This window comes from Flavobacterium sp. LHD-85 (assembly GCF_030929595.1).
Lineage (GTDB): Bacteria > Bacteroidota > Bacteroidia > Flavobacteriales > Flavobacteriaceae > Flavobacterium.
The window spans coordinates 277,783-299,783 of the sequence record NZ_JAVFVR010000005.1 but is presented as its reverse complement, the minus strand read 5'-3'; the positions used below and the strand labels follow the sequence as shown (position 1 = coordinate 299,783).

The window sequence follows — 22,001 nt, the reverse complement described above, 5'->3', positions numbered from 1 at the left end:
AAGTTATGCCGAAATTAAATCAGTTTAAAACGCTTGTTCTGGATGAGTTTGAAGAAGAAAAATTTCATCTTCCTCCGCATACTCATACATATTACGAAATCATTTATATAAAGAAAGGAAGCGGTATTCATCATATAAATAATAATCTGCTTCATTATAAAGCAGGAGATCTTTTTGTGATTTCACCTGATGACGAACATTATTTCGATATTAAAAAAAGCACTCGTTTTATTTTTATAAAATTCACTGATAATTATTTTAATTCGAAACAAAACTTAACCTGCGACGAATTCTTGATTCACACACCTGAAAGTTTCATGCGTGATAAAATTTTAAAAGAAACAGTTTTAAAATTTGATGAACCTTGCAAAACGATTTTAAAAAACACAGTTGAAAACATTGTAACATATGGCAAGTACATTGATGTTACCAATTCCCCAATTGTATTCTATCAGATACTTTCCATTTTTGGGTTGATCAAAGAAACCATTCGATGTATGAATTTACAGATGACATCAAAACATCTGGATAATGAACAAATAGCCAATTACATCCATCAGAATATTTATCAGCCAAAATTGGTTCAGGTAAAAGTAATTGCAGAACATTTTAATATCGCTCAAACCTATTTTAGTGCTTATTTTAAAAGAACTTTCAGCATCAGTTATCGTGAATACATTCATAATTTAAGATTGACTTTAATCGAAAAAAGATTTCACAACAATCAATTGCCTATTAAACAAATTGCCTATGAATTTGGTTTTACCGACGAAAGCCATTTGACCAATTATTTCAAGAAACGTAAAAACATGAAACCCACCGATTTCAAAAAACTCTAGTTATCGAAATCTTAAAAAATAATTTTCTCGAGCATTTTTAGCTAAATTTGCATTTCTAAACAATTTCTTTGAGCAAGAAAATCCACATAATAATGCTTTTTATAACACTTGGTTTCTTTTTGAACCCGAGTTATACTTACGCATGCCATACTGGAAACTCAAAGGAAATTGCCACCAAAGAAGAAAACAGCTGTTCTAAAAAATGCTGTGAAAAGAAAACTTCAAAACAGGAAAAACATAATTGCGAAGGAAAGTGCCGTCACTCAGGCTGTAATACCTCAACATTAAACCTTCTTTTAACTTTAAATGATTTTGATTTACAAAACGATGTTTTCAATTTTTCGTTAAAAAATACAATTTCTTCCTATAGCAATTCTACTATTTCTTCAGGATTTACTTCTATCTGGCTGAAGCCGAAAATATAATTGTTTGTATTTGTGATAGCCCATATTGGGTCTTTTTAAAATCAAATTTTTTAATTAATTTTAAAGGAATTAAAAATCCTTTACCAAATATTATATACAATGAAAAAATCAATTATAGCTTTAGCAATGGCAGTAACAGTATTATTAACTGCAAATACGATTCAGGCAAAAACGAATAATTCTGACTTAACAGAAATTGAAATGGCAGATTCTCAATTACAATCTGTTTATGATGCTTATTTTTCTGTAAAAGATGCACTTATTAAAAGTGATAGCAAACTAACTTCGGCGAAAGCTGCAACTTTATTGACTGCTATTACTGCCGTAAAAATGGACAAACTAAAAAGCAATGAACATACAGTTTGGATGAAAGTAGTTAAAAAATTAACTGCCGATGCCAAAAGTATTTCAGCAACAACAGATCTTAAAAAACAGCGTGAGACTTTTAAATCTCTATCTAAAAGCACTTACGATTTAATAAAAGTTTCAAGCCCAAGTGAACCAATCTACAAACAATATTGCCCAATGGCAGACGCTGATTGGTTAAGCAAAGAAAAAGCAGTTAAGAATCCGTACTACGGTTCTTCGATGCTGACTTGTGGTAACGTGGTAGAAACGATCAAATAAATATGAAGCTCTACATCAAAAATATGGTGTGCAGCAGATGCAAAATGGTAGTGAAGTCTGAGTTCGAAAAACTCGGACTTCAACCTATTTCTGTAGAATTAGGAGAGGTTGAGTTACAAGAAGAAATCAATGATGCACAAAAAGAAGTTTTATTAGAAAACCTGCAAGCTTTGGGTTTTGATTTAATCGATGATAAAAAAACAAAAACCGTCGAAAGAATAAAAAACCTAATCGTCGATTTGGTTCATCATAAGAACAATGATCTTAAAATCAACCTATCAGAATATCTGGCAGAAAACTTAAATCAAGATTACAATTCGCTGAGCAATCTGTTTTCTGAAATCGAAAACACCACAATCGAAAAGTATTTCATCAGTCAGAAAATTGAGAAAGTAAAAGAATTATTGATTTACAATGAGCTTTCCTTAAGCGAAATTGCCGATATTCTCAACTACAGTAATGTAGCACATTTAAGCAATCAATTCAAGAAAATTACAGGCTTTACTCCTACTTCTTTCAAACAATCAAAAGATAAAATGCGTATTCAGATAGAGAATTTGTAAAAAAGTCAATTTCTCGCAAAGTCGCAGAGGCGCAAAGTTTTTTTTACTCTCCCGCAGATTCAGCAGATTTAACAGATTTAAATTTTAATACTTACAATTAATTTATCTGCCAAATCTGCTGAATCTGCGGGAGAGTATTTTTAATTATCTTATTAAATATAAAACTTCGCGCCTCTGCGCCTTTGCGAGATTAATATTATCTTAAAAAAAATCTGACCTAATCCGCAAAATCTGCGTGAAACAAAAATCTTTGTAAATCTTACAAATCATTCCCAAAATTCTACAAACCTAACTCAGACTTACTTCGGAAATTTGCATTGTAATACTTAAAAACCAATACAATGACTCATCAATATATAATTTCAGGAATGTCGTGTGACGGCTGCCGCAAAAAAGTAGAGAAAACTTTAAATGAAGTTGAAGGCGTTCAGGCAGAAGTAACCTTAAATCCTCCAACGGCTACCATAACAATGGAGAAACATGTTCCTACTGAAAAGTTTCAGGAAGTTTTATCTGCAGCTGGAAAATATACTATTGAAATGGATTCTCCTAAAAATCATGGAGAAACTGCCGTTAAATCTTGCTGCTCTAGTCACAAAAAAGAGCATCATGATCACAATCATCATAAAACAGAAACTAAAAAAGTGCATCAGCATAGTGCAAATGGCATTTATTATTGTCCAATGCATTGCGAAGGTGACAAAACATACAACAAACCTGGAGATTGCCCAGTCTGCGGAATGGATTTAGTACCGCAAGTTGCTGTAACTGCAACACAATTTACTTGTCCGATGCATCCTGAAATTGTTTCAAACGAACCGGGCGATTGTCCGATCTGCGGAATGGATTTGGTTCCGATGCAGACTTCTGAAAGCGAAGAAAACAAAACCTATACTGATTTATTGAAAAAAATGAAAATTGCGATTTTATTCACGCTTCCTATTTTCATTATTTCCATGTCAGAAATGATTCCGAATAATCCGCTTTACAATATAATGTCTATTGAAAAGTGGAATTGGGTTCAGCTTTTATTTTCGATTCCCGTTTTGTTTTATGCAGGATGGATGTTTTTCGTTCGCGCTTACAAATCAATCGTGACTTGGAATTTAAACATGTTTACTTTAATCGGAATTGGAACAAGTGTAGCTTTTCTTTTTAGTATTGTCGGAATGTTTTTTCCTGATATTTTTCCATCCGAATTCAAATCGCATCATGGAACGATTCATTTGTATTTTGAAGCTGCAACGGTAATCATCACTTTAGTCTTATTGGGACAATTATTAGAAGCCAAAGCGCACGGACAAACCAACGGAGCCATAAAAGAATTATTAAAATTAGCTCCAACAGAAGCAACTTTGGTTGAAAACGGAATTGATAAAGTGATTTCAATCCACAATATCAAAAAAGGAGATTTACTTCGTGTAAAACCAGGAGAAAAAATTCCAGTTGACGGTAAAATAACAACTGGTGAAAGCAGTATCGATGAATCGATGATAACGGGAGAACCAATTCCGGTAGACAAAAAAACAGGCGATGCCGTAATTTCTGGAACTATAAACGGAACAAAATCATTTGTTATGATTGCTGAAAAAGTTGGTTCAGAAACCATGTTGTCGCAGATTATCCAAATGGTAAATGATGCCAGCAGATCTCGTGCTCCTATTCAGAAATTAGCCGATCGCGTTTCTAAATATTTTGTACCGACAGTTGTTATCATTTCGATTGTAACCTTTTTTGTCTGGGCAAAATTTGGTCCAGAACCTGCGTACGTTTACGGATTAATTAATGCGATTGCCGTTTTAATTATTGCCTGCCCTTGTGCCCTTGGACTCGCGACTCCGATGTCGGTTATGGTTGGTGTTGGAAAAGGAGCCCAAAACGGAATCCTGATCAAAAATGCCGAAGCGCTGGAAAACATGAATAAAATTGATGTTTTAATTACCGACAAAACAGGAACAATTACCGAAGGAAAACCATCTGTAGAAAAAATCTATGCCATAAATAATGACGAAGATTTTCTGCTTCAAAACATTGCTTCTCTAAATCAGCATAGCGAACATCCTTTGGCGCAAGCCGTAGTCAATTTCGCGAAAGCAAAAAATAGTTCATTCAAAGAAGTTCAAGGTTTTGAAACTATTGCAGGAAAAGGTGTTTTAGGAACTATAGAAAACATAAGTGTCGCTTTAGGAAACAAAAAATTAATGGATGAAATTGGCGCTTCTGTTTCTAATGATTTAGAACAAAAAGTAATTTCTGAACAGAATTTAGGAAAAACTATTTCGTACATCGCCATTGAAAAAAGCGTTTTAGGCTTCGTAGCCATTACCGATGCCATCAAAGAAAACAGCGCAAAAGCCATTAAAGAATTAATTGCTCAAGGGGTTGAGGTTATCATGATGACAGGTGACAATCATAATACGGCAAAAGCTGTTGCCGAACATTTGCATTTGAGTTCTTTTAAGGCAGATTGTCTTCCAGAAGATAAATTGAAAGAAATTCAACGACTTCAAGCACAAGGAAAAATCGTTGCCATGGCTGGAGACGGAATCAATGATGCGCCTGCTCTAGCTCAATCCAACATTGGAATTGCAATGGGAACCGGAACTGATGTTGCAATTGAAAGTGCTAAAATTACTTTAGTAAAAGGCGATTTAAATGGAATCGTAAAAGCCAAAAACCTCAGCCATGCTGTAATGTCAAATATTAAACAGAATTTATTCTTTGCTTTTATATATAACACTTTAGGCGTGCCAATTGCAGCAGGAATTTTATATCCGTTTTTAGGAATATTGCTTTCGCCGATGTTGGCTGCTGTAGCAATGAGTTTAAGTTCTGTATCCGTAATCGTAAATGCGTTGCGATTGAGAAATTTAAAATTGTAAGTTGGAGTGAAATTATTTTAAACACATAGAAACATTCCCAATAACTATACGGAATGTGGTTAATGGCGTTTCACTAATTTAAATGATGCTGTGCGAAAAAAATTAGACAAAAAATACGCTTCGGAGAAGCGAAATATTTATAGACATAGTATTAGTCTCGATCGTAAAAGCTCCAGCGGAGCGACAACTTTTTTTCATTGATCGTATATTTCGCTCCGCTGGAGCTCTTTTATATCAACGGAATTGAATTTCTATAAATATTTAGCTCCGCCGGAGCTTAACAAAATTAAATTGTTCTCAATTGATTTAAAATTATAAACTAATGATTAAGATTAAATATATACTAATCCTTTTTTTAATTGCTTTTCAGCTAAAGGCTCAGAAAGTTGTGCGTTACGATTTACATGTTCGCGATACGATTGTCAATTTTTCAGGTAAAGAAAAACGGGCGATTGCTGTGAACGGACAAATTCCGATGCCAACTTTGACTTTTACCGAAGGCGATATTGCAGAAATTTATGTGCATAACGAATTAAAAAAAGAAAGCACTTCGATGCACTGGCACGGATTATTTCTGCCAAATAAAGAAGACGGAGTTCCATATCTGACGCAAATGCCAATTGAACCTGGAACAACTCACAAATATACTTTTCCAATTATTCAGAACGGAACGTATTGGTATCACAGCCATTCTGGTCTTCAGGAACAAATTGGTTTATATGGACTTTTTATCATCAATAAGAAAAAAGATGATCCAACTATTCGTAAGGGAATTGACGATTTGCCAACAATTCCAGTTATTTTAAGTGAATGGTCAGACTTGAAACCCGAGAATATTCAGCGAATGCTTCACAATGCCAACGATTGGTTTGCTATCAAAAAAGGAACAACACAAAGTTATGCAGAAGCCATAAAACAAGGACATTTTTCGACCAAAGTGACCAACGAATGGAAACGAATGAATGCAATGGATGTGAGCGATGTTTACTATGAAAAGTTTTTAATCAACGGAAAAAACGAACAGCAGTTTTCAAATCTTAAGCCAGGCTCAAAAGTTCGATTGCGAATTGCCAATGGTGGTGCTTCCAGCTATTTCTGGCTAACTTACGGTGGAGGAAAAATTACAGTTGTAGCCAGCGACGGAAATGATGTTGATCCTGTAGAAGTGGATCGTTTGATTATTGCGGTTTCTGAAACTTATGACGTTGTCGTTACCGTTCCAGAAAATAATAAATCTTTTGCTTTTTTGGCTACAGCCGAAGATAGAACGGGATCTGCATCTCTATTTTTAGGAAGTGGAGAAAAACAGCCTGTTCATCATCTTTCAAAATTAAAATATTTTGAAGGGATGAAAATGATGAATGATATGATGAAAATGAACGGCGAAATGAACGACATGGGCATGAATATGACTTTGAACAAAATGGACATGAATGCCATAATGTATCCTGAAATTTCTGGTGAAGGTGAAAATTCAAAACCAAAAATGGATCATTCAAATCATAACATGGAAGACATGAAAATGGAAAGCGACAGTACTGAAACTTCAGAAATTGTAACTTTGAATTACGGAATGCTGAAATCTCCTTTTAAAACTAATCTTCCAAAAGATGCACCTGTAAAAGAATTACGTTTTACGCTTTCTGGAAATATGAATCGTTATGTTTGGAGTTTGGATAATAAAGTGGTTTCTGAAACCGATAAAATCTTAATTAAAAAAGGAGAAAATGTTCGTATTGTTTTATACAACGGTTCGATGATGCGTCACCCAATGCATTTGCACGGACATGATTTTAGAATTCTGAACGAACATGGAGATTATTCTCCACTAAAAAATGTGATTGATATTATGCCAATGGAAACCGATACGATCGAGTTTCAAGCCAACGCAGATGGCGACTGGTTTTTTCATTGTCATATTTTATACCACATGATGGCCGGAATGGGAAGGATTTTTACTTATGAAAACTCTGCTCCAAATCCGTTGATTCATCATCCGGAAATGGCTTTCAAAATGTTGAAAATGGATGACAGAATGTTTCATTTTATGGCAGAAAATGATTTTGCCACAAATGGAAATGATGGTGAAGCGATGTTCAGTAATACGCGTTGGAGCATTGGAACCGAATGGAGATTGGGTTATAACGATAAACATGGTTATGAAACCGAAACTCATATTGGCCGTTATTTTGGAAAAAATCAGTTGATAATGCCTTTTATTGGTTTTGACTGGCGATACCGAAAAATGGGAATGGACGAACAGGAACAGAATCTTTTTGGTCAAAAAAACACCAAAGACAATCGTTCGGTTTTTAGTGCCGGTGTCGAATATACTTTACCAATGCTCATAAAAGCACAAGTTGAGGTTTATACTGACGGAAATGTAAGAGTACAATTTGAACGAAAAGATATTCCGCTTTCGCAAAGACTTAGAATGAATTTAATGTGGAATACTGATAAAGAATACATGGCCGGATTGAAATATATCGTTGGTCGTAACTTCGGAATCACAACACATTATGATAGCGATATGGGAATTGGGTTTGGGGTTAATCTTAACTATTAAATACAATAGTGGAGACTTTACAACTCATTAACAGATTTTACAAAAACATTAACAATTTGTAAGAATAAGCTATAAGAATTCGAATTATATTTGATTCACCAATTATAATCTCTAACACAAAAAACATTTAAACAAAATGACAAAAGTAATCACCGTAGTAACAGTTGCTTTCTTTTCTATTGGCGTAATGGCTCAGGACACAAAACCAACAACAAAAGACAAAACCAAAAAAGAATCGTGCTGTAAAAAAACAACAGACAAAAAAGACACAAAATCTTGCTGTGTTAAAAAATAATTGAAATGCTAATTTCAAGATAAAGGCCTCAAAAAATATTTGAGGCCTTTTTTATATTTATTTCTTTGCCACTAATTCCGCGAATTAACGCGAATTAATTTGTGTAAATTAAATAACTCATTTAGTTTTCCAACTTAAAAATTTGCGAAAATTTGGGAAATTCGTGGCAAAAAGATTCAAAACTATTTAACTCGAATACTCCACTCAAAATCCATTTCTGAAACTTGAACCCCTTCTTCGTTTGTTCCAATAGATTTCATCCAAAACGTCTGTCCTTCTCCAGTTTCTATTGTTTTTTTGATGGCATCAGCAATTAAATGTCCGTCTTTGCAGACAAATGCAATTCGTCCCGTAGCTTTTTTTGTGAAGTTACCTTTGTTGTTGGCTACTAACATAGAAATCTTTTTACCGCTTTGCTGAATTTGAGAAATCACCAAAGCTCCAGTTGTCAACTCAGCAGCCATTGCCTGAACTGCAAAATACATCGAGTTAAACGGATTCTGATTGATCCATCTGTGTTTTACTGTAACTGTACAGCTGCTATCGTTTATATCTTTTACACGCACTCCGCAAAAGTATGCTGAAGGCAATTTGAATAAGACGAATTTATTAAGTTTTGATACCGAAAGTGCCATAGAATAAATTTTTTATGTAAAAATACAAAAAAACTATGCACGCACAATAAATTATTAAACTATCAAAATAACCTCAATAAATATGGTACTTCCGAATGATTTTCAGCAATTTAAACAGAATTTCCTACTTGAATATTTGTTAAATTTTTGTTAATAATTAGTACTATGCAAAACAAGATACTGTCTTTTAGACATATATTTGCATAAGAAATTACTATATACTTTTAATCATGGAAACAACAACACCACTCATCATGGAAAAAACATCAGAAAAGAATACGGCAGCATTTACTCATTTGAGTACATTAAGCCAATATATAATTCCGTTTGGAAACTATATTTTTCCGGTAATCATTTGGACCAACTATAAAGACAAATCTGAATTTGCAGATCATCACGGAAAACAGGCTTTGAACTTTCAATTAAGCATTTTGCTTTATTCTTTGATTTTAGCGCTTATTGCGATACCAATTTTTATAACAGTAGTTTTACAAAATATTCCAATCGAAGCATTTATGTACAATGAGAATCTTGTAATTAGAAATTTCAACTTCGAAGGGCACATTGGAACTTTAAGTGTAGCCATAACAGCTGTTATACTTTTCGGATTATTAAAATTTGTTGAATTCTTTTTGGTAATCTACGCTTCGATAAAAGCCTCAAATGGAGAATTATACAAATATCCAATTACGATTCCTTTTATAAAGTGACACTAAAAAAATTAAAAGTTATAGTCGAAACATCAATCAAATCATATAAGTTTCGAAATCAATCATCAATCAAATCATCATCAATCAAAAAACGAATTGTTCAATCAAAAAAAAACAAAATGAAATTATGAACATTGAAAACACAAAAGCACAGATGCGCAAAGGTGTTCTTGAGTTTTGCATCTTATCAGTTCTAAAAGAAAAAGACGCATATACATCTGAAATATTAGACACTTTAAAAAACGCAAAATTACTAGTTGTAGAAGGAACCGTTTACCCGTTGTTAACTAGATTAAAAAATGATGGTTTACTTAATTATCGCTGGGAAGAATCGACCTCTGGGCCACCGCGAAAATATTATGGATTAACCGAAATAGGACAAACTTTTTTAAACGAACTTAGCGGTACTTGGACAGAGTTATCCGACGCCGTAAATCTAATCACCAATCAAAATCAATAAGTCATGAACAAAACAGTAAATATTAACTTAGGCGGGATGTTTTTTCACATCGATGAAGATGCATACTTAAAATTGACACGCTACTTTGACGCTATAAAACGATCACTTAACAACTCATCTGGACAAGATGAAATCATTAAAGATATCGAAATGCGTGTTTCTGAATTACTGACAGAAAAACAAAAAAGCGAAAAACATGTTGTTGGACTGAAAGATGTTGACGAAGTGATTGCGGTAATGGGACAGCCAGAAGACTACCGAATTGAAGACGAGGAAAACACAAACCAATCTTACAATAATTACGGTGCAAGAAAACACAAAAAATTATACCGCGATAAAGAAAAAGGTATGATTGGAGGTGTGGCTACAGGTTTAGGACATTACTTTGGAATTGACGCTGTTTGGATTAAAATCATATTCTTAATCTTCGTTTTTGCAGGTTTTGGAACTGGAATTTTAGCTTACTTCGTTCTTTGGATTGTAACTCCTGAAGCAGTTACAACTTCTGAAAAATTGGAAATGACAGGAGAACCAGTAACTATTTCGAACATCGAAAAAAAAGTTCGCGAAGAAATTGATTCACTTTCTGAAAAATTCAAAAATGCAGATTATGACAAAATGGGAAACCAGGTAAAGTCGGGAGCTGGGAGAATAAGTAGTTCATTTGGAGACTTTGTCATGACGGTTTTTAAAATCTTTGCTAAATTTTTAGGAGTAATTCTAATCATATCAGGGATTAGTGTTTTAATCGGATTATTAATTGGAGTTTTTACTTTGGGAACAAATATCTTTATTGATTTTCCATGGCAAAACTTTATAGAAGCCGGAAACTTTACTGATTATCCTATCTGGTCATTTGGTTTATTGATGTTCTTTGCTGTTGGAATTCCGTTTTTCTTCTTAACTCTTTTAGGATTTAAACTGTTATCTCCAAACTTAAAATCAATTGGAAACATTACAAAATATACGCTTTTGGCTCTTTGGATTATTTCTATTGCAATTCTTACTAGTATTGGAATCAAACAGGCAACTGAAATTTCATACGATAATAAAATAGTAGAGAAAAAAGTTCTGGCAATTAAACCTGTCGATACTTTATACATCAAGTTCAAGTACAATGATTATTATACAAAAAGCTTGAACCACTATAGAGAATTCGAATTTGTACAAGATTCTGCAAACAACGAATTGATTTATTCTAATGATGTACGTTTACACGTATTACATACAGACGAATCGGCTCCGTTTATTCAGATCGAAAAAAGTGCAAGAGGAAATTCATTTACAAATGCTAAAAAAAGAGCAGAAAAAATTAATTATAAGTTTCAAATTAACGGAAATCATTTACTTTTGGATAACTATTTTCTGACAGATGTAAAAAACAAATTCAGAGGACAAGAAGTTGACATTTATCTTTACTTACCAGAAGGGCAATTAGTTAAACCTGATTCTTCTGTAAGAGATTACTATAACTCAGACGACAATTTCTTGGAACTGAATTACAACGGAGATTACAATTACAAAGTTGTAGGATCTAAAGTAAAATGTCTAAACTGCCCTGCTGATGAGGACAATGACAGCGATGAAATTGACTACGAGAATATAAACGAAGAAGTTAATGATGCCATTGATGATACTGACACTATAAAAGAGGTTTCGGTTAAAATTAACGGAAAAGAAGTTTTAAACGGAAAAAAAGGAAAATTAACTATTGATAAAAACGGAGTGGTAATCAAAACTAACTAAACCATGATAAAAATAATCATACATATTACGAAATTTATAATTGCAACTGTTACAGCTTTATTGTTTGCTTCATGTAATTTTAACATGAATGCAATTGAAGGAAGCGGAAATGTTACAACAGAAAAAAGAACTGTTCAAGGAGAGTTTAAAAATATCTCTGTAAGCAACGCCATAGATGTGGTTGTTGTACAATCTGATGCTACAGAAATTACAGTTGAGGCTGATGACAATCTTCAAAAAGAAATTGTTACTAAAGTAGAAAACGGAACTCTTATTATTGAATGCAAATACAGCTCTTTCCGTAACATTACATCAAAAAAGGTAACAGTTAAAATGCCTGTTGTTCATAAAATAGAAGCTTCAAGCGCTTCAAGTGTTGAAACTGACGGGCTTGTTCAAGGTGAAGATGTTACTTTGGAAGCTTCGAGCGCAGCATCGATGGATATGAATATTGAATCTGATAGAATCGCTATAGATGCTGGAAGCGGAAGTTCTATAGATATCGAAGGCAAAGCTTTAAGCCTTACGACTTCGGTATCAAGTGGAGGAAGTATTGATGCTGAAAAATTAATAGCAAATGATGTTCATGCAGATGCATCTAGTGGAGGAACAGTTTCGGTACAGCCGATCTTAAGCTTAAAAGCAGACGCTTCTAGCGGAGGAAATATTAACTACAGCGGCAATCCAAAAACGGTTGAAAAATCTTCAAGTTCTGGAGGAAGCGTAAGCAAAAGCTAAAAAAGCAACTGTTAAATATAAACGAAATCATTCATCAAAAGTGGATGATTTTTTTATATTTGTCAAAATCAAATCTAGAATTAATGAAAAAAAGTACCGCCCTACTCTTATTATTATTTGTTACGACTCTGACTTTCGCTCAAAAAAGAGAAAAAATTAAAGGCTCTAAAATTGTAACTACCTCAATAAAAGAAGTTGGAAGTTTTGATGCCCTTGAAGTCGATGATAACCTAGAAGTTTATCTAGAACAAGGAGAGAAAAACGAAATTAAAATTGAAGCCGATGATAACCTGCACGATATTGTAGGAATGGATTTAAGAGAAAAAACACTTCGATTATATACTAATAAAGAATCTACAATTTTCAAGAAACTTTCTGTCAAGGTTACTTATACAAAATCGTTAAATAAAGTAATCACTAAAAACGAAGCGATAGTTTATGCTATTCAAGAATTGCAATTGGATGACATTACAATGAATTGTCTTGATTTTTCTAAATTGTACTTGAATGTGAATTCAAAAAAATTCACTTTAATTGCAGATGATAAATCTAGAACAGAATTAAACTTAAAGGCCGAAGACGGAAATTTACAATTGAGCAAAAATGCCGCAGTTAAAACATTAGTTTCTGCTGTAAAATTCAAATGTGATTTGTATCAGAAAGCGACCGCTGCAATTGAAGGTATTGCAGAAAAAGCTACAATTAGATTAGATAATAATTCTATTTTCACAGGAACAAAATTCACTTTGAAAGACGCAAACGTAACAGCTGAAGGTTCTGCCGTTGCTACAATTTTAGCAGATACCACTATTGCAATAGCTGCTGGTGACAAGTCTGAAATTTCATTATATGGTGATCCAAAAATAGAACTTACACGCTTTAGCGAAGAGGCTAAATTGATAAAAAAACCAGGCGCAACAAAAGCAAAAGCAACGACATTGTAAGCTTTTAAAGTTTAAAAATAATATAACAAAAAAGAAAATCCCAGTCTAAAATTTTAGACTGGGATTTTTTATTCCGTTAGGAATATCTGGTCGGTAGAAAAAATAATTATGTATTTACATAGTGTCCTGTAGGGACACCTTTTTTACGGAATGAATGATGCTGTAAACATAATCAAACGTTCCTAAGGAACGTATACCTGTGAATCTAATTAAAAAATCTACCAAGCAGACATTCCTACGGAATGAATAACATCTTAAAAAAATTAAACCGCAACAAAAATAATTCTGTTCCGGTTTAATTAATTTTATATTACAAATCGAGTCAACCTTTTTGAGGACAACTCACAAAGATTTCAGCGTTCCTACAACTTGAAACCCGAACCTTTTAACTTATTCCTTTGAAGCCAAATATCTTTCAGCATCCAATGCCGCCATACATCCTGTTCCAGCAGCAGTAATTGCCTGACGGTATACATGATCTGCAGCATCTCCTGCTACAAATACACCGTCAACATTTGTTTTAGATGTACCAGGAGTATTTATAATATATCCTGTTTCGTCAAGAGAAATATAATCTTTAAAAATATCTGTGTTTGGTTTGTGTCCAATTGCTACGAAGAAACCAGTTGCAGGAATTTCGATTGTTTCGCCAGTTGTTTTGTTTAAAGCTTTAATGGCATGAACTACATTGTTGTCTCCTAAAACTTCAACTGTGTCGTGATGCATTAAAATCTCGATATTCTCAGTTTTACGAACACGCTCTTCCATAATTTTAGAAGCTCTGAATTTATCGCTTCTAACTAACATCGTTACTTTCTTGCAAAGTTTAGACAAGTAATGTGCTTCTTCACAAGCAGAATCTCCAGCACCAACAATTACAACATCTTGGTTTCTGTAGAAGAATCCGTCGCAAACCGCACATGCAGAAACTCCACCACCCATATTTAAATAGTGTTGTTCTGATGGCAATCCTAAGTATTTAGCCGAAGCACCTGTAGAAATAATTACAGTTTCACAGTGCAATTCGATTGTATCATTAATCCAAACTTTATGAATATCTCCAGAAAAATCAACTTTTGTAGCCCATCCATCACGAATATCTGCACCAAAACGTTTTGCTTGTTCCTGTAACTGAATCATCATTTCTGGTCCTGTAACTCCATCTACATAACCTGGAAAGTTTTCAACCTCATTAGTAGTAGTCAATTGACCGCCAGGTTGCATTCCTTGATATAGAACTGGATTCATGTTAGCTCTAGCCGCATAAATAGCTGCAGTATAACCTGCGGGGCCAGAACCTATAATAAGGCATTTAATTTTTTCGATTGTATTTGACATAGTAATAGTTTTTTTGAGTTGCAAATGTAAACTTTATTATAAAAAATATCGCCGAAAATAAATCTGAAATAGCTATATCAAAATAAGTTTTATTTATTTTCATTTTTTCCTTTTACAAATCAAATTTATTTATATCTTTGCATCCGCTTTCGGGCACTACAATAAAAATTACATCTTCGGGGTGTAGCGTAGCCCGGTTATCGCGCCTGCTTTGGGAGCAGGAGGCCGCAGGTTCGAATCCTGCCACCCCGACAAAAGCCGAACAGAAATGTTCGGCTTTTTTATTTAAAATCTATTTTATGTTTTTCGTTTATATTCTTTACAGCACTACCAAGGAAAAGTTTTACATCGGTCAAACAAATGATATCGAAGACAGACTTAGAAGACATAATAACGGACAATCATTATCTACAAAAAATGGTGCTCCATGGAAAATCATTTATACAATTCAATTAGACTCAAGGTCTGAAGCAGTGACTTTAGAAAACAAAATAAAAAAACGTGGTGCAAAAAGACATCTTCAAGACATAAATTTTGAATATCAACTGTAGCGTAGAACGGCTATCGCGTCCCGCCTTAAAGCGGGAAGGCCGCAGGTTCGAATCCTGCCACCCCGACAAAAGCCGAACAGAAATGTTCGGCTTTTTTATTTAAAATCTATTTTATGTTTTTCGTTTATATTCTTTACAGCACTACCAAGGAAAAGTTTTACATCGGTCAAACAAATGATATCGAAGACAGACTTAGAAGACATAATAACGGACAATCATTATCTACAAAAAATGGTGCTCCATGGAAAATCATTTATACAATTCAATTAGACTCAAGATCTGAAGCAGTGACTTTAGAAAACAAAATAAAAAAACGTGGTGCAAAAAGATATCTTCAAGACATAAATTTTGAATATCAACTGTAGCGTAGAACGGCTATCGCGTCCCGCCTTAAAGCGGGAAGGCCGCAGGTTCGAATCCTGCCACCCCGACAAAAGCCGAACAGAAATGTTCGGCTTTTCTTTTCTAATTCCAACCTTATGTTTTTCGTTTATATTCTTTACAGCGCTACAAAGGAAAAATTCTATATCGGTCAAACAAATGATATCGAAGACAGATTGAGAAGGCACAATAGCGGCCAATCACTATCCACAAAAAATGGTGCTCCATGGAAAATCATTTATACAATTCAATTAGACTCAAGGTCTGAAGCAGTGACTTTAGAAAACAAAATAAAAAAACGTGGTGCAAAAAGATATCTTCAAGACATAAATTTTGAATATCAACTGTAGCGTAGAACGGTTATCGCGTCCCGCCTTAAAGCGGGAAGGCCGCAGGTTCGAATCCTGCCACCCCGACAAAAGCCGAACAGAAATGTTCGGCTTTTTTATTTAAAATCTATTTTATGTTTTTCGTTTATATTGTTTACAGCACTACCAAGGAAAAGTTTTACATCGGTCAAACAAATGATATCGAAGACAGACTTAGAAGACATAATAACGGACAATCATTATCTACAAAAAATGGTGCTCCATGGAAAATCATTTATACAATTCAATTAGACTCAAGGTCTGAAGCAGTGACTTTAGAAAACAAAATAAAAAAACGTGGTGCAAAAAGATATCTTCAAGACATAAATTTTGAATATCAACTGTAGCGTAGAACGGTTATCGCGTCCCGCCTTAAAGCGGGAAGGCCGCAGGTTCGAATCCTGCCACCCCGACAAAAGTCTTTTCAAAAAATGAAAAGACTTTTTTTTTGCAATAAATTGAAAACCATAATCAATATTATAGTTTTCTAAATTTTACGCAATTTTAAAACATAGCCCGTGGTTTCAACCACGGGACACATTATACTATTCACGATACGTTCCCCGCGGTTGAAACCGCGGGCTATATAAAAAACAAGCCTCTAAAAATCAATCGATCTTTAGAGGCTTATATTAAAAAAAAGTAATACCTAAGTTTATTATTCCATACTTATATAAACAGGATAAGATTCTTTATTAGGCAGGGTAAATTCTTCATCAAAAGGCTGTATTCCTTCACCATTATTATATAATGCAACATGTTTTGCACCAGTTGCTGTGCTTCCACCCGCACCATTTATAACATTTTGAATATTACCTGGTCCAGCAAAACGAGTAATACACATTTTCTCTAGTTTTACATTTGGACTATTAGGTGCTTCAAAACCATTTTTCTTATTCACATTCCCATCAGTACCAGTAAAAACGGCATAAGACCCCATTCCTATTGTATGATGTTCTTTTACGGTGTTCGCTACTTTAAAAGCCGCATAACCATCAACTCTTCCGCCCTGACTACTCCAGCTTGCTTGATTCGGAGCATCATATGGCGGTTCGTTCTGAAAGAAAAATGTTCTCCCGCGTTCTCCAAGCCACAACACTTCATATTCCTGAAAATGCTCAACAAATAATGCATACAATGTCACATCATTTCCTCCAACAATAAGTCCGTTTTTGCATCTATCTCTTTTCCAGCGTGCATCACCGCCTTTCTGTGAACCATGATCGGCACGCCACAACCAGAAATGATCTCCTACAACATTATTACTATTTATTTGCATGGAAGCCTGAATCTGAATATTTTTTGATTGAACCCCTCCAACTCTACATGTAATATCGCTAAGCAGAATAGGATCTGCGCTATGATCTGCATTTGCCCCTTCATTACCAATTCTAACTTGATAGGTAGTACTATTAAATGAATCCATCAAAAGTCCGGCAATGATAATTCCGTCTTTATCATCTGCATAAATACATCCCCAAGTATTTTTTTCTGTAGGCTCTAGTGTTACCGAAGCAATACCAGCCCCAAGGAGTATAGCGTCTTTTCTATTCACCTGAATCGGAGCATTCAATGCATAATGTCCAGGAGTGAAAAAAATATTTTTACCAGCTTTCAATGCTGCATTAATCTCTACATCGGTATCCCCTTCTTTGGCCACGTACCAGCTCTCAATCAAATCTTGAACTTTCCCTTCTCCCATATTTGCGGCTGACCAGGAAACTCCCACTCGATCTTTTTGCCATAAAGGAACAAACACTTTATATTCTCCATCATCTCCAATAAAAAGAAAAGGTTTTTCTCTAATAATTGGCGTTGTCGAAATTGGAGAATTAGAATCATTTGCTTGCGGAGGATTTACGCAACCCTGCCAAACCATATTGTACGAACCTCCCATAGCTCCAGAACCTGACGGAAAAACTGTATTTCTAGTATACCATTGTTGCTGTCCTGCCCAATTTGGTCTCGAAGTTGTATAATGAGCATCTGCAATGAAACCACCGCTGCCCCAAAAGTTTGTATCTCCAATATCCGAAATATATTTTGATGTACTTTCAATCAATAATCTTCGTGCACTGGTTGATTGAGAAACAGTCCAAGAGAAATCACGCATTACTTCTACATTTTCTACAGAACGCCAAAATGTACAAGTAGCATTTGCTCCCCCCGAAAGATGAGGCCTTGTAAAAATTGCCCCCAGTTTAACATCTGACGGTACTTTACCCAAACCTCCAATATGAGAATAAAACCCTAATTCTATAGCATTTGCCTCCGCCGACGATGCAGAACCTGATCCGCCAATATCATAGGTTTGTCCGCTTAAATTTGGCTTAAAATAATACGCCTGACGTTTTGTTGTCCACTCACCATTTGCACCGCCTAAACCGATACTGCTAAACTGCGAATTAATATCATTTCTAGCCGTTTCAGCATTTTCATGTTTTCTATCATAGAAATACATATTATCACCAAAAATCTGATTTTCGAGCGAAATGATAATTGTGATATCATTTCGGCTTACTTTATAATAGTTCTCATATTTATCTGCATTTGGCTTATTATCAGCAAATGTCAATTTAGAAGTTGATCCTACCGATACAAAATCAGATGCCAAACGGCTGCCCCCTCTGGTAATGATATAATTTCCAGAAGAGCCAAAAGCCGACCATGATAATGTGATATTATGTTTCTTTTTGTTGTAAACAATTTTACGCTCTATATTTTTATTTCCTTCTATTTTTTCGTTATCCGAATAAGGCGAAGCAAAACTGCATAAAAGCATGATAAACGTAAATACTGTCAATAATGAGATTACTTTTTTACTCATAAGAATGTTCATTTTGTGGTTTGATAGATTGTAATAATTGTAGTTTTAAGAAAGCCCAAAATAGCAATAATCTCAAACCTAGACGTCCGTTTCCGAGCTCAATTTTCTTATCAAAAACACTACAAAACCTCAAAATTTTGTCTTTTTCTAACACAAATAAAACTTATCGAACATATCTGTTTTTCTTTAATAGTCTTTTTTTGCCCGTAAATAGAACGAGAAAATAAAATGAAAAAGATCATACTGTCTATTGCCTTATTTTTTTCTGCCGTTGGAATCGCACAACAAAAAAACATTACTCCCATTGCTTCATGCGCTTCAACTAGAAAAAGCATATTGTACAAACAAAACGCACATGCTTCATACTATCATGATAAATTCAACGGAAGAAAAACAGCAAGCGGTAAAAGATTTAACAATAATGAACTCACGGCTGCACACAAAAAAATTTCCTTTGGCACTATATTAAAAGTAACAAACGAACAGACCAAGAAATTTACGATAGTAGAAATTACAGATAGAGGCCCTTTTATAAAAGGACGGGAAATTGACCTAAGCAAAAGAGCTTTCATGGAAATTGCATCTAATAAAAAAAGCGGTTTGGTTTATGTCACTATTGAAATTTTAAAATAAGACCTTTTTTGAAGTAAAATTCAATTCTCGCACTTTTGTGGCAAGAATATCAACAAAATTGCTCTGAAATCTTATCATATTTTTATTTATAACTAAAATTATTTTCTGCCAAACACCCATGAAACCCCGATTAATCAAACTTTCTTAAATGTTAACAAAATAGATTTTCAGAAACCATAAATAATTGTATTTTTACGGTTCAAAATTCAGAAAATAAATGGGCAAAATCATTGCTATTGCTAATCAAAAAGGAGGCGTTGGAAAGACTACTACATCAGTAAATCTTGCTGCCTCATTAGGTGTTTTAGAGAAAAAAGTATTGTTGATCGACGCTGATCCACAGGCCAATGCTACATCTGGTCTTGGAATTGACGTAGAAACAGTTGAAACTGGAACTTACCAAATACTTGAGCATACTGTAACACCAAAAGAAGCCGTTTTAAAATGTACAGCTCCAAACGTTGACGTGATCCCTGCTCATATCGACCTTGTTGCTATCGAAATTGAATTGGTTGACAAAGAAAACCGCGAATACATGCTTAAAAAAGCATTGGAAGAAGCAAAAGAAGAATATGATTACATCATTATCGACTGTGCTCCTTCTTTAGGTTTGTTAACCTTGAATGCCTTAACAGCAGCAGATTCTGTAGTTATTCCTATTCAATGTGAATATTTTGCACTTGAAGGATTAGGAAAATTATTGAACACTATTAAAAGTATTCAAAAAATACACAACCCAGATCTTGACATTGAAGGTTTGTTATTAACAATGTACGATTCAAGATTACGTTTATCAAATCAGGTTGTAGAAGAAGTTCAAAAACACTTTAACGATATGGTTTTTGACACTGTAATTCAGCGAAATGTAAAATTAAGTGAGGCTCCGAGTTTTGGAGAAAGTATCATTAATTATGATGCAACAAGCAAAGGCGCCGTAAACTATATACATTTAGCACAAGAAATTATAAAGAAAAACAGCAAATAGTTTTTATGACAAAAGTAATTAAAAAACAAGCCTTAGGAAGAGGATTATCTGCACTATTAAAAGATCCGGAAAACGACATTAAATCAGTAGAAGATAAAAATGCTGATAAAGTTGTTGGAAATATTATAGAGCTTGAAATTAGTGCGATTGAAATAAATCCGTTTCAGCCTAGAAGCAATTTTAATGAAGAATCATTACGCGAATTAGCCACTTCTATTAAAGAACTTGGTGTAATTCAACCTATTACTGTTCGTAAATTAGATTTTAATAAATATCAGTTAATCTCAGGAGAGCGTCGTCTTCGCGCGTCTAAATTAGTAGGCTTAACTCATGTTCCTGCTTATATTCGTATTGCAAATGACAACGAATCATTGGTTATGGCTTTGGTTGAAAACATCCAACGTCACGACTTAGATCCAATCGAGATTGCTTTATCCTACCAACGTTTAATCGACGAAATTCAATTAACTCAAGAACAAATGAGCGAAAGAGTTGGTAAAAAACGTTCGACAATTGCCAATTATTTACGCCTTTTAAAATTAGATCCGATTATCCAAACAGGTATTCGTGATGGTTTTATCAGTATGGGGCACGGTAGAGCAATTATCAATATTGAAGATCTAGACGTTCAAACCGATATTTATCAAAAAATCGTTAGCCAAAATTTATCAGTTCGTGAAACAGAAGCTTTAGTTAAAAATTACCACGAAGGCTTACAGCCAAAAGCCGATGGAAAACCAAAAGCTGATGCTGCATTCGTAATTAGAGAAACTCAAAAAAACAGTTTTAATGATTATTTTGGCTCAAAAGTTGATATAAAAGTCGCCGGCAACGGAAAAGGAAAAATTACAATTCCATTTAATTCTGAAGCTGACTTTAACAGAATTATGAAATTAATAAACGGATAGTGAATAAAATTGTCCCCATTGGTCTATTGTTCTTTCTAACAGGAACCGTTTCTCTTTTTGCCCAGGCAAAAAAAGACACGGTTTTGATCGTAAAAGACACCGCTACATTAGAAGAGATAGACCCACTTACGCCAGCAAAAGCAGCCTTTTACTCTGCTGTCTTACCTGGTCTAGGTCAAGCATACAACAAGAAATATTGGAAAATCCCATTGGTTTACGGAGCAATCGGAACAAGTTTATATTTTTACATAGACAACAATAAAAAATACCACGATTATCGCGATGCCTACAAACGAAGATTAGAAGGCTACAACGATGATAATTACAAATTTTTGGATGACAATCGACTTATTGAAGGACAGAAATTCTATCAAAGAAACAGAGATTTATCTGCCTTATTTGTAGTTGGCTTCTATGTATTAAACATCATTGATGCCAATGTTGACGCCGCTTTGATACAGTTTAATGTAAACGAAAGACTCTCAATGCGTCCAGAAATTTATCCCGACGATGTAACTTTTAAACCAAATGTCGGACTAACCTTTAACTATAAGTTTTAATAGATTAAATTCTATTTAAA

23 protein-coding genes and 1 tRNA gene are annotated in these 22,001 nt (G+C 34.2%); 21 read left to right on the top strand and 3 right to left on the bottom strand.

From position 1 onward, the window contains the following. Positions 1–5: 5 nt before the first annotated feature. The 7 genes from RB618_RS11275 (at position 6) to RB618_RS11245 (ending at position 8,197) form a co-directional block, all read left to right on the top strand. On the top strand, positions 6–839 hold the full coding sequence (locus tag RB618_RS11275; protein WP_308068808.1) for an AraC family transcriptional regulator: 834 nt from the start codon (positions 6–8) through the stop codon (positions 837–839). Between the two features lie 92 nt (positions 840–931). Further along, positions 932–1,264: a hypothetical protein gene (locus RB618_RS11270; RefSeq protein WP_308068807.1), complete on the top strand. Its 333-nt coding sequence runs from the start codon at positions 932–934 to the stop codon at positions 1,262–1,264. Between the two features lie 99 nt (positions 1,265–1,363). Then, a complete protein-coding gene (locus RB618_RS11265; protein WP_308068806.1) occupies positions 1,364–1,891 on the top strand; it encodes a DUF3347 domain-containing protein in 528 nt (175 codons plus the stop codon). A 2-nt stretch (positions 1,892–1,893) separates the two neighbouring features. Next, on the top strand, positions 1,894–2,454 hold the full coding sequence (locus RB618_RS11260; protein WP_308068805.1) for an AraC family transcriptional regulator: 561 nt from the start codon (positions 1,894–1,896) through the stop codon (positions 2,452–2,454). A 341-nt stretch (positions 2,455–2,795) separates the two neighbouring features. Then, positions 2,796–5,336, top strand: coding sequence for a heavy metal translocating P-type ATPase (locus RB618_RS11255; protein WP_308068804.1), 2,541 nt, complete (start codon positions 2,796–2,798; stop codon positions 5,334–5,336). A gap of 322 nt (positions 5,337–5,658) precedes the next feature. After that, positions 5,659–7,902 (top strand): multicopper oxidase domain-containing protein, encoded by a 2,244-nt coding sequence (locus RB618_RS11250; RefSeq protein WP_308068803.1) that lies wholly within the window; start codon positions 5,659–5,661, stop codon positions 7,900–7,902. Between the two features lie 136 nt (positions 7,903–8,038). Next, positions 8,039–8,197 (top strand): hypothetical protein, encoded by a 159-nt coding sequence (locus tag RB618_RS11245; protein ID WP_162615514.1) that lies wholly within the window; start codon positions 8,039–8,041, stop codon positions 8,195–8,197. A 182-nt stretch (positions 8,198–8,379) separates the two neighbouring features. Here RB618_RS11245 and RB618_RS11240 read toward each other — a convergent pair whose 3' ends face one another. After that, the gene (locus RB618_RS11240) at positions 8,380–8,832 is read right to left on the bottom strand and encodes a DUF4442 domain-containing protein (RefSeq protein WP_308068802.1); all 453 of its coding nucleotides are present in this window, start codon (positions 8,830–8,832) and stop codon (positions 8,380–8,382) included. A gap of 230 nt (positions 8,833–9,062) precedes the next feature. Here RB618_RS11240 and RB618_RS11235 point away from each other — a divergent pair, with 230 nt between their 5' ends. The 5 genes from RB618_RS11235 to RB618_RS11215 all read left to right on the top strand — a co-directional run bounded on the left by RB618_RS11235 (position 9,063) and on the right by RB618_RS11215 (position 13,430). Continuing rightward, entirely contained in the window at positions 9,063–9,542 is a 480-nt protein-coding gene (locus RB618_RS11235; protein WP_308068801.1) for a DUF4870 domain-containing protein, read from the top strand. A gap of 127 nt (positions 9,543–9,669) precedes the next feature. Continuing rightward, on the top strand, positions 9,670–10,002 hold the full coding sequence (locus RB618_RS11230) for a PadR family transcriptional regulator (RefSeq protein WP_008464689.1): 333 nt from the start codon (positions 9,670–9,672) through the stop codon (positions 10,000–10,002). 3 nt (positions 10,003–10,005) lie between these two features. Further along, positions 10,006–11,748 carry a PspC domain-containing protein gene (locus RB618_RS11225; RefSeq protein ID WP_308068800.1) on the top strand — a complete coding sequence of 581 codons (1,743 nt, stop codon included), beginning with the start codon at positions 10,006–10,008 and terminating at the stop codon, positions 11,746–11,748. Between the two features lie 3 nt (positions 11,749–11,751). Next, entirely contained in the window at positions 11,752–12,486 is a 735-nt protein-coding gene (locus RB618_RS11220; RefSeq protein WP_308068799.1) for a head GIN domain-containing protein, read from the top strand. 83 nt (positions 12,487–12,569) lie between these two features. Further along, the gene (locus RB618_RS11215; protein ID WP_308068798.1) at positions 12,570–13,430 is read left to right on the top strand and encodes a GIN domain-containing protein; all 861 of its coding nucleotides are present in this window, start codon (positions 12,570–12,572) and stop codon (positions 13,428–13,430) included. Positions 13,431–13,820: 390 nt separating this feature from the next. Here the strand turns inward: RB618_RS11215 and trxB are convergent, their stop codons facing one another. Continuing rightward, positions 13,821–14,768: a thioredoxin-disulfide reductase gene (gene trxB / locus RB618_RS11210; protein ID WP_308068797.1), complete on the bottom strand. Its 948-nt coding sequence runs from the start codon at positions 14,766–14,768 to the stop codon at positions 13,821–13,823. 177 nt (positions 14,769–14,945) lie between these two features. Here trxB and RB618_RS11205 point away from each other — a divergent pair. The 5 genes from RB618_RS11205 (at position 14,946) to RB618_RS11185 (ending at position 16,415) form a co-directional block, all read left to right on the top strand. Continuing rightward, positions 14,946–15,020, top strand: a tRNA-Pro gene (locus RB618_RS11205). Between the two features lie 47 nt (positions 15,021–15,067). Then, a complete protein-coding gene (locus RB618_RS11200; protein WP_308068796.1) occupies positions 15,068–15,319 on the top strand; it encodes a GIY-YIG nuclease family protein in 252 nt (83 codons plus the stop codon). A 113-nt stretch (positions 15,320–15,432) separates the two neighbouring features. Then, on the top strand, positions 15,433–15,684 hold the full coding sequence (locus RB618_RS11195; RefSeq protein WP_111424514.1) for a GIY-YIG nuclease family protein: 252 nt from the start codon (positions 15,433–15,435) through the stop codon (positions 15,682–15,684). Between the two features lie 114 nt (positions 15,685–15,798). Continuing rightward, positions 15,799–16,050: a GIY-YIG nuclease family protein gene (locus RB618_RS11190; RefSeq protein ID WP_308068795.1), complete on the top strand. Its 252-nt coding sequence runs from the start codon at positions 15,799–15,801 to the stop codon at positions 16,048–16,050. Between the two features lie 113 nt (positions 16,051–16,163). Continuing rightward, a complete protein-coding gene (locus RB618_RS11185) occupies positions 16,164–16,415 on the top strand; it encodes a GIY-YIG nuclease family protein (protein WP_308068794.1) in 252 nt (83 codons plus the stop codon). Positions 16,416–16,726: 311 nt separating this feature from the next. On the opposite strand, the gene RB618_RS11180 is transcribed toward RB618_RS11185, so the two are convergent. Then, positions 16,727–18,895 carry a hypothetical protein gene (locus RB618_RS11180; protein WP_308068793.1) on the bottom strand — a complete coding sequence of 723 codons (2,169 nt, stop codon included), beginning with the start codon at positions 18,893–18,895 and terminating at the stop codon, positions 16,727–16,729. A 228-nt stretch (positions 18,896–19,123) separates the two neighbouring features. Here RB618_RS11180 and RB618_RS11175 point away from each other — a divergent pair, with 228 nt between their 5' ends. From RB618_RS11175 to RB618_RS11160, 4 genes are all read left to right on the top strand, one after another. Then, on the top strand, positions 19,124–19,528 hold the full coding sequence (locus tag RB618_RS11175; protein ID WP_308068792.1) for a septal ring lytic transglycosylase RlpA family protein: 405 nt from the start codon (positions 19,124–19,126) through the stop codon (positions 19,526–19,528). 217 nt (positions 19,529–19,745) lie between these two features. Next, a complete protein-coding gene (locus RB618_RS11170; protein ID WP_008464569.1) occupies positions 19,746–20,513 on the top strand; it encodes a ParA family protein in 768 nt (255 codons plus the stop codon). A gap of 5 nt (positions 20,514–20,518) precedes the next feature. Beyond that, positions 20,519–21,421, top strand: a complete 903-nt coding sequence (locus RB618_RS11165; RefSeq protein WP_308068791.1) for a ParB/RepB/Spo0J family partition protein — start codon at positions 20,519–20,521, stop codon at positions 21,419–21,421. Beyond that, positions 21,421–21,981, top strand: a complete 561-nt coding sequence (locus RB618_RS11160) for a DUF5683 domain-containing protein (protein ID WP_202005938.1) — start codon at positions 21,421–21,423, stop codon at positions 21,979–21,981. Before RB618_RS11165 ends, RB618_RS11160 begins: the two co-directional genes overlap by 1 nt. Positions 21,982–22,001 lie beyond the last annotated feature (20 nt).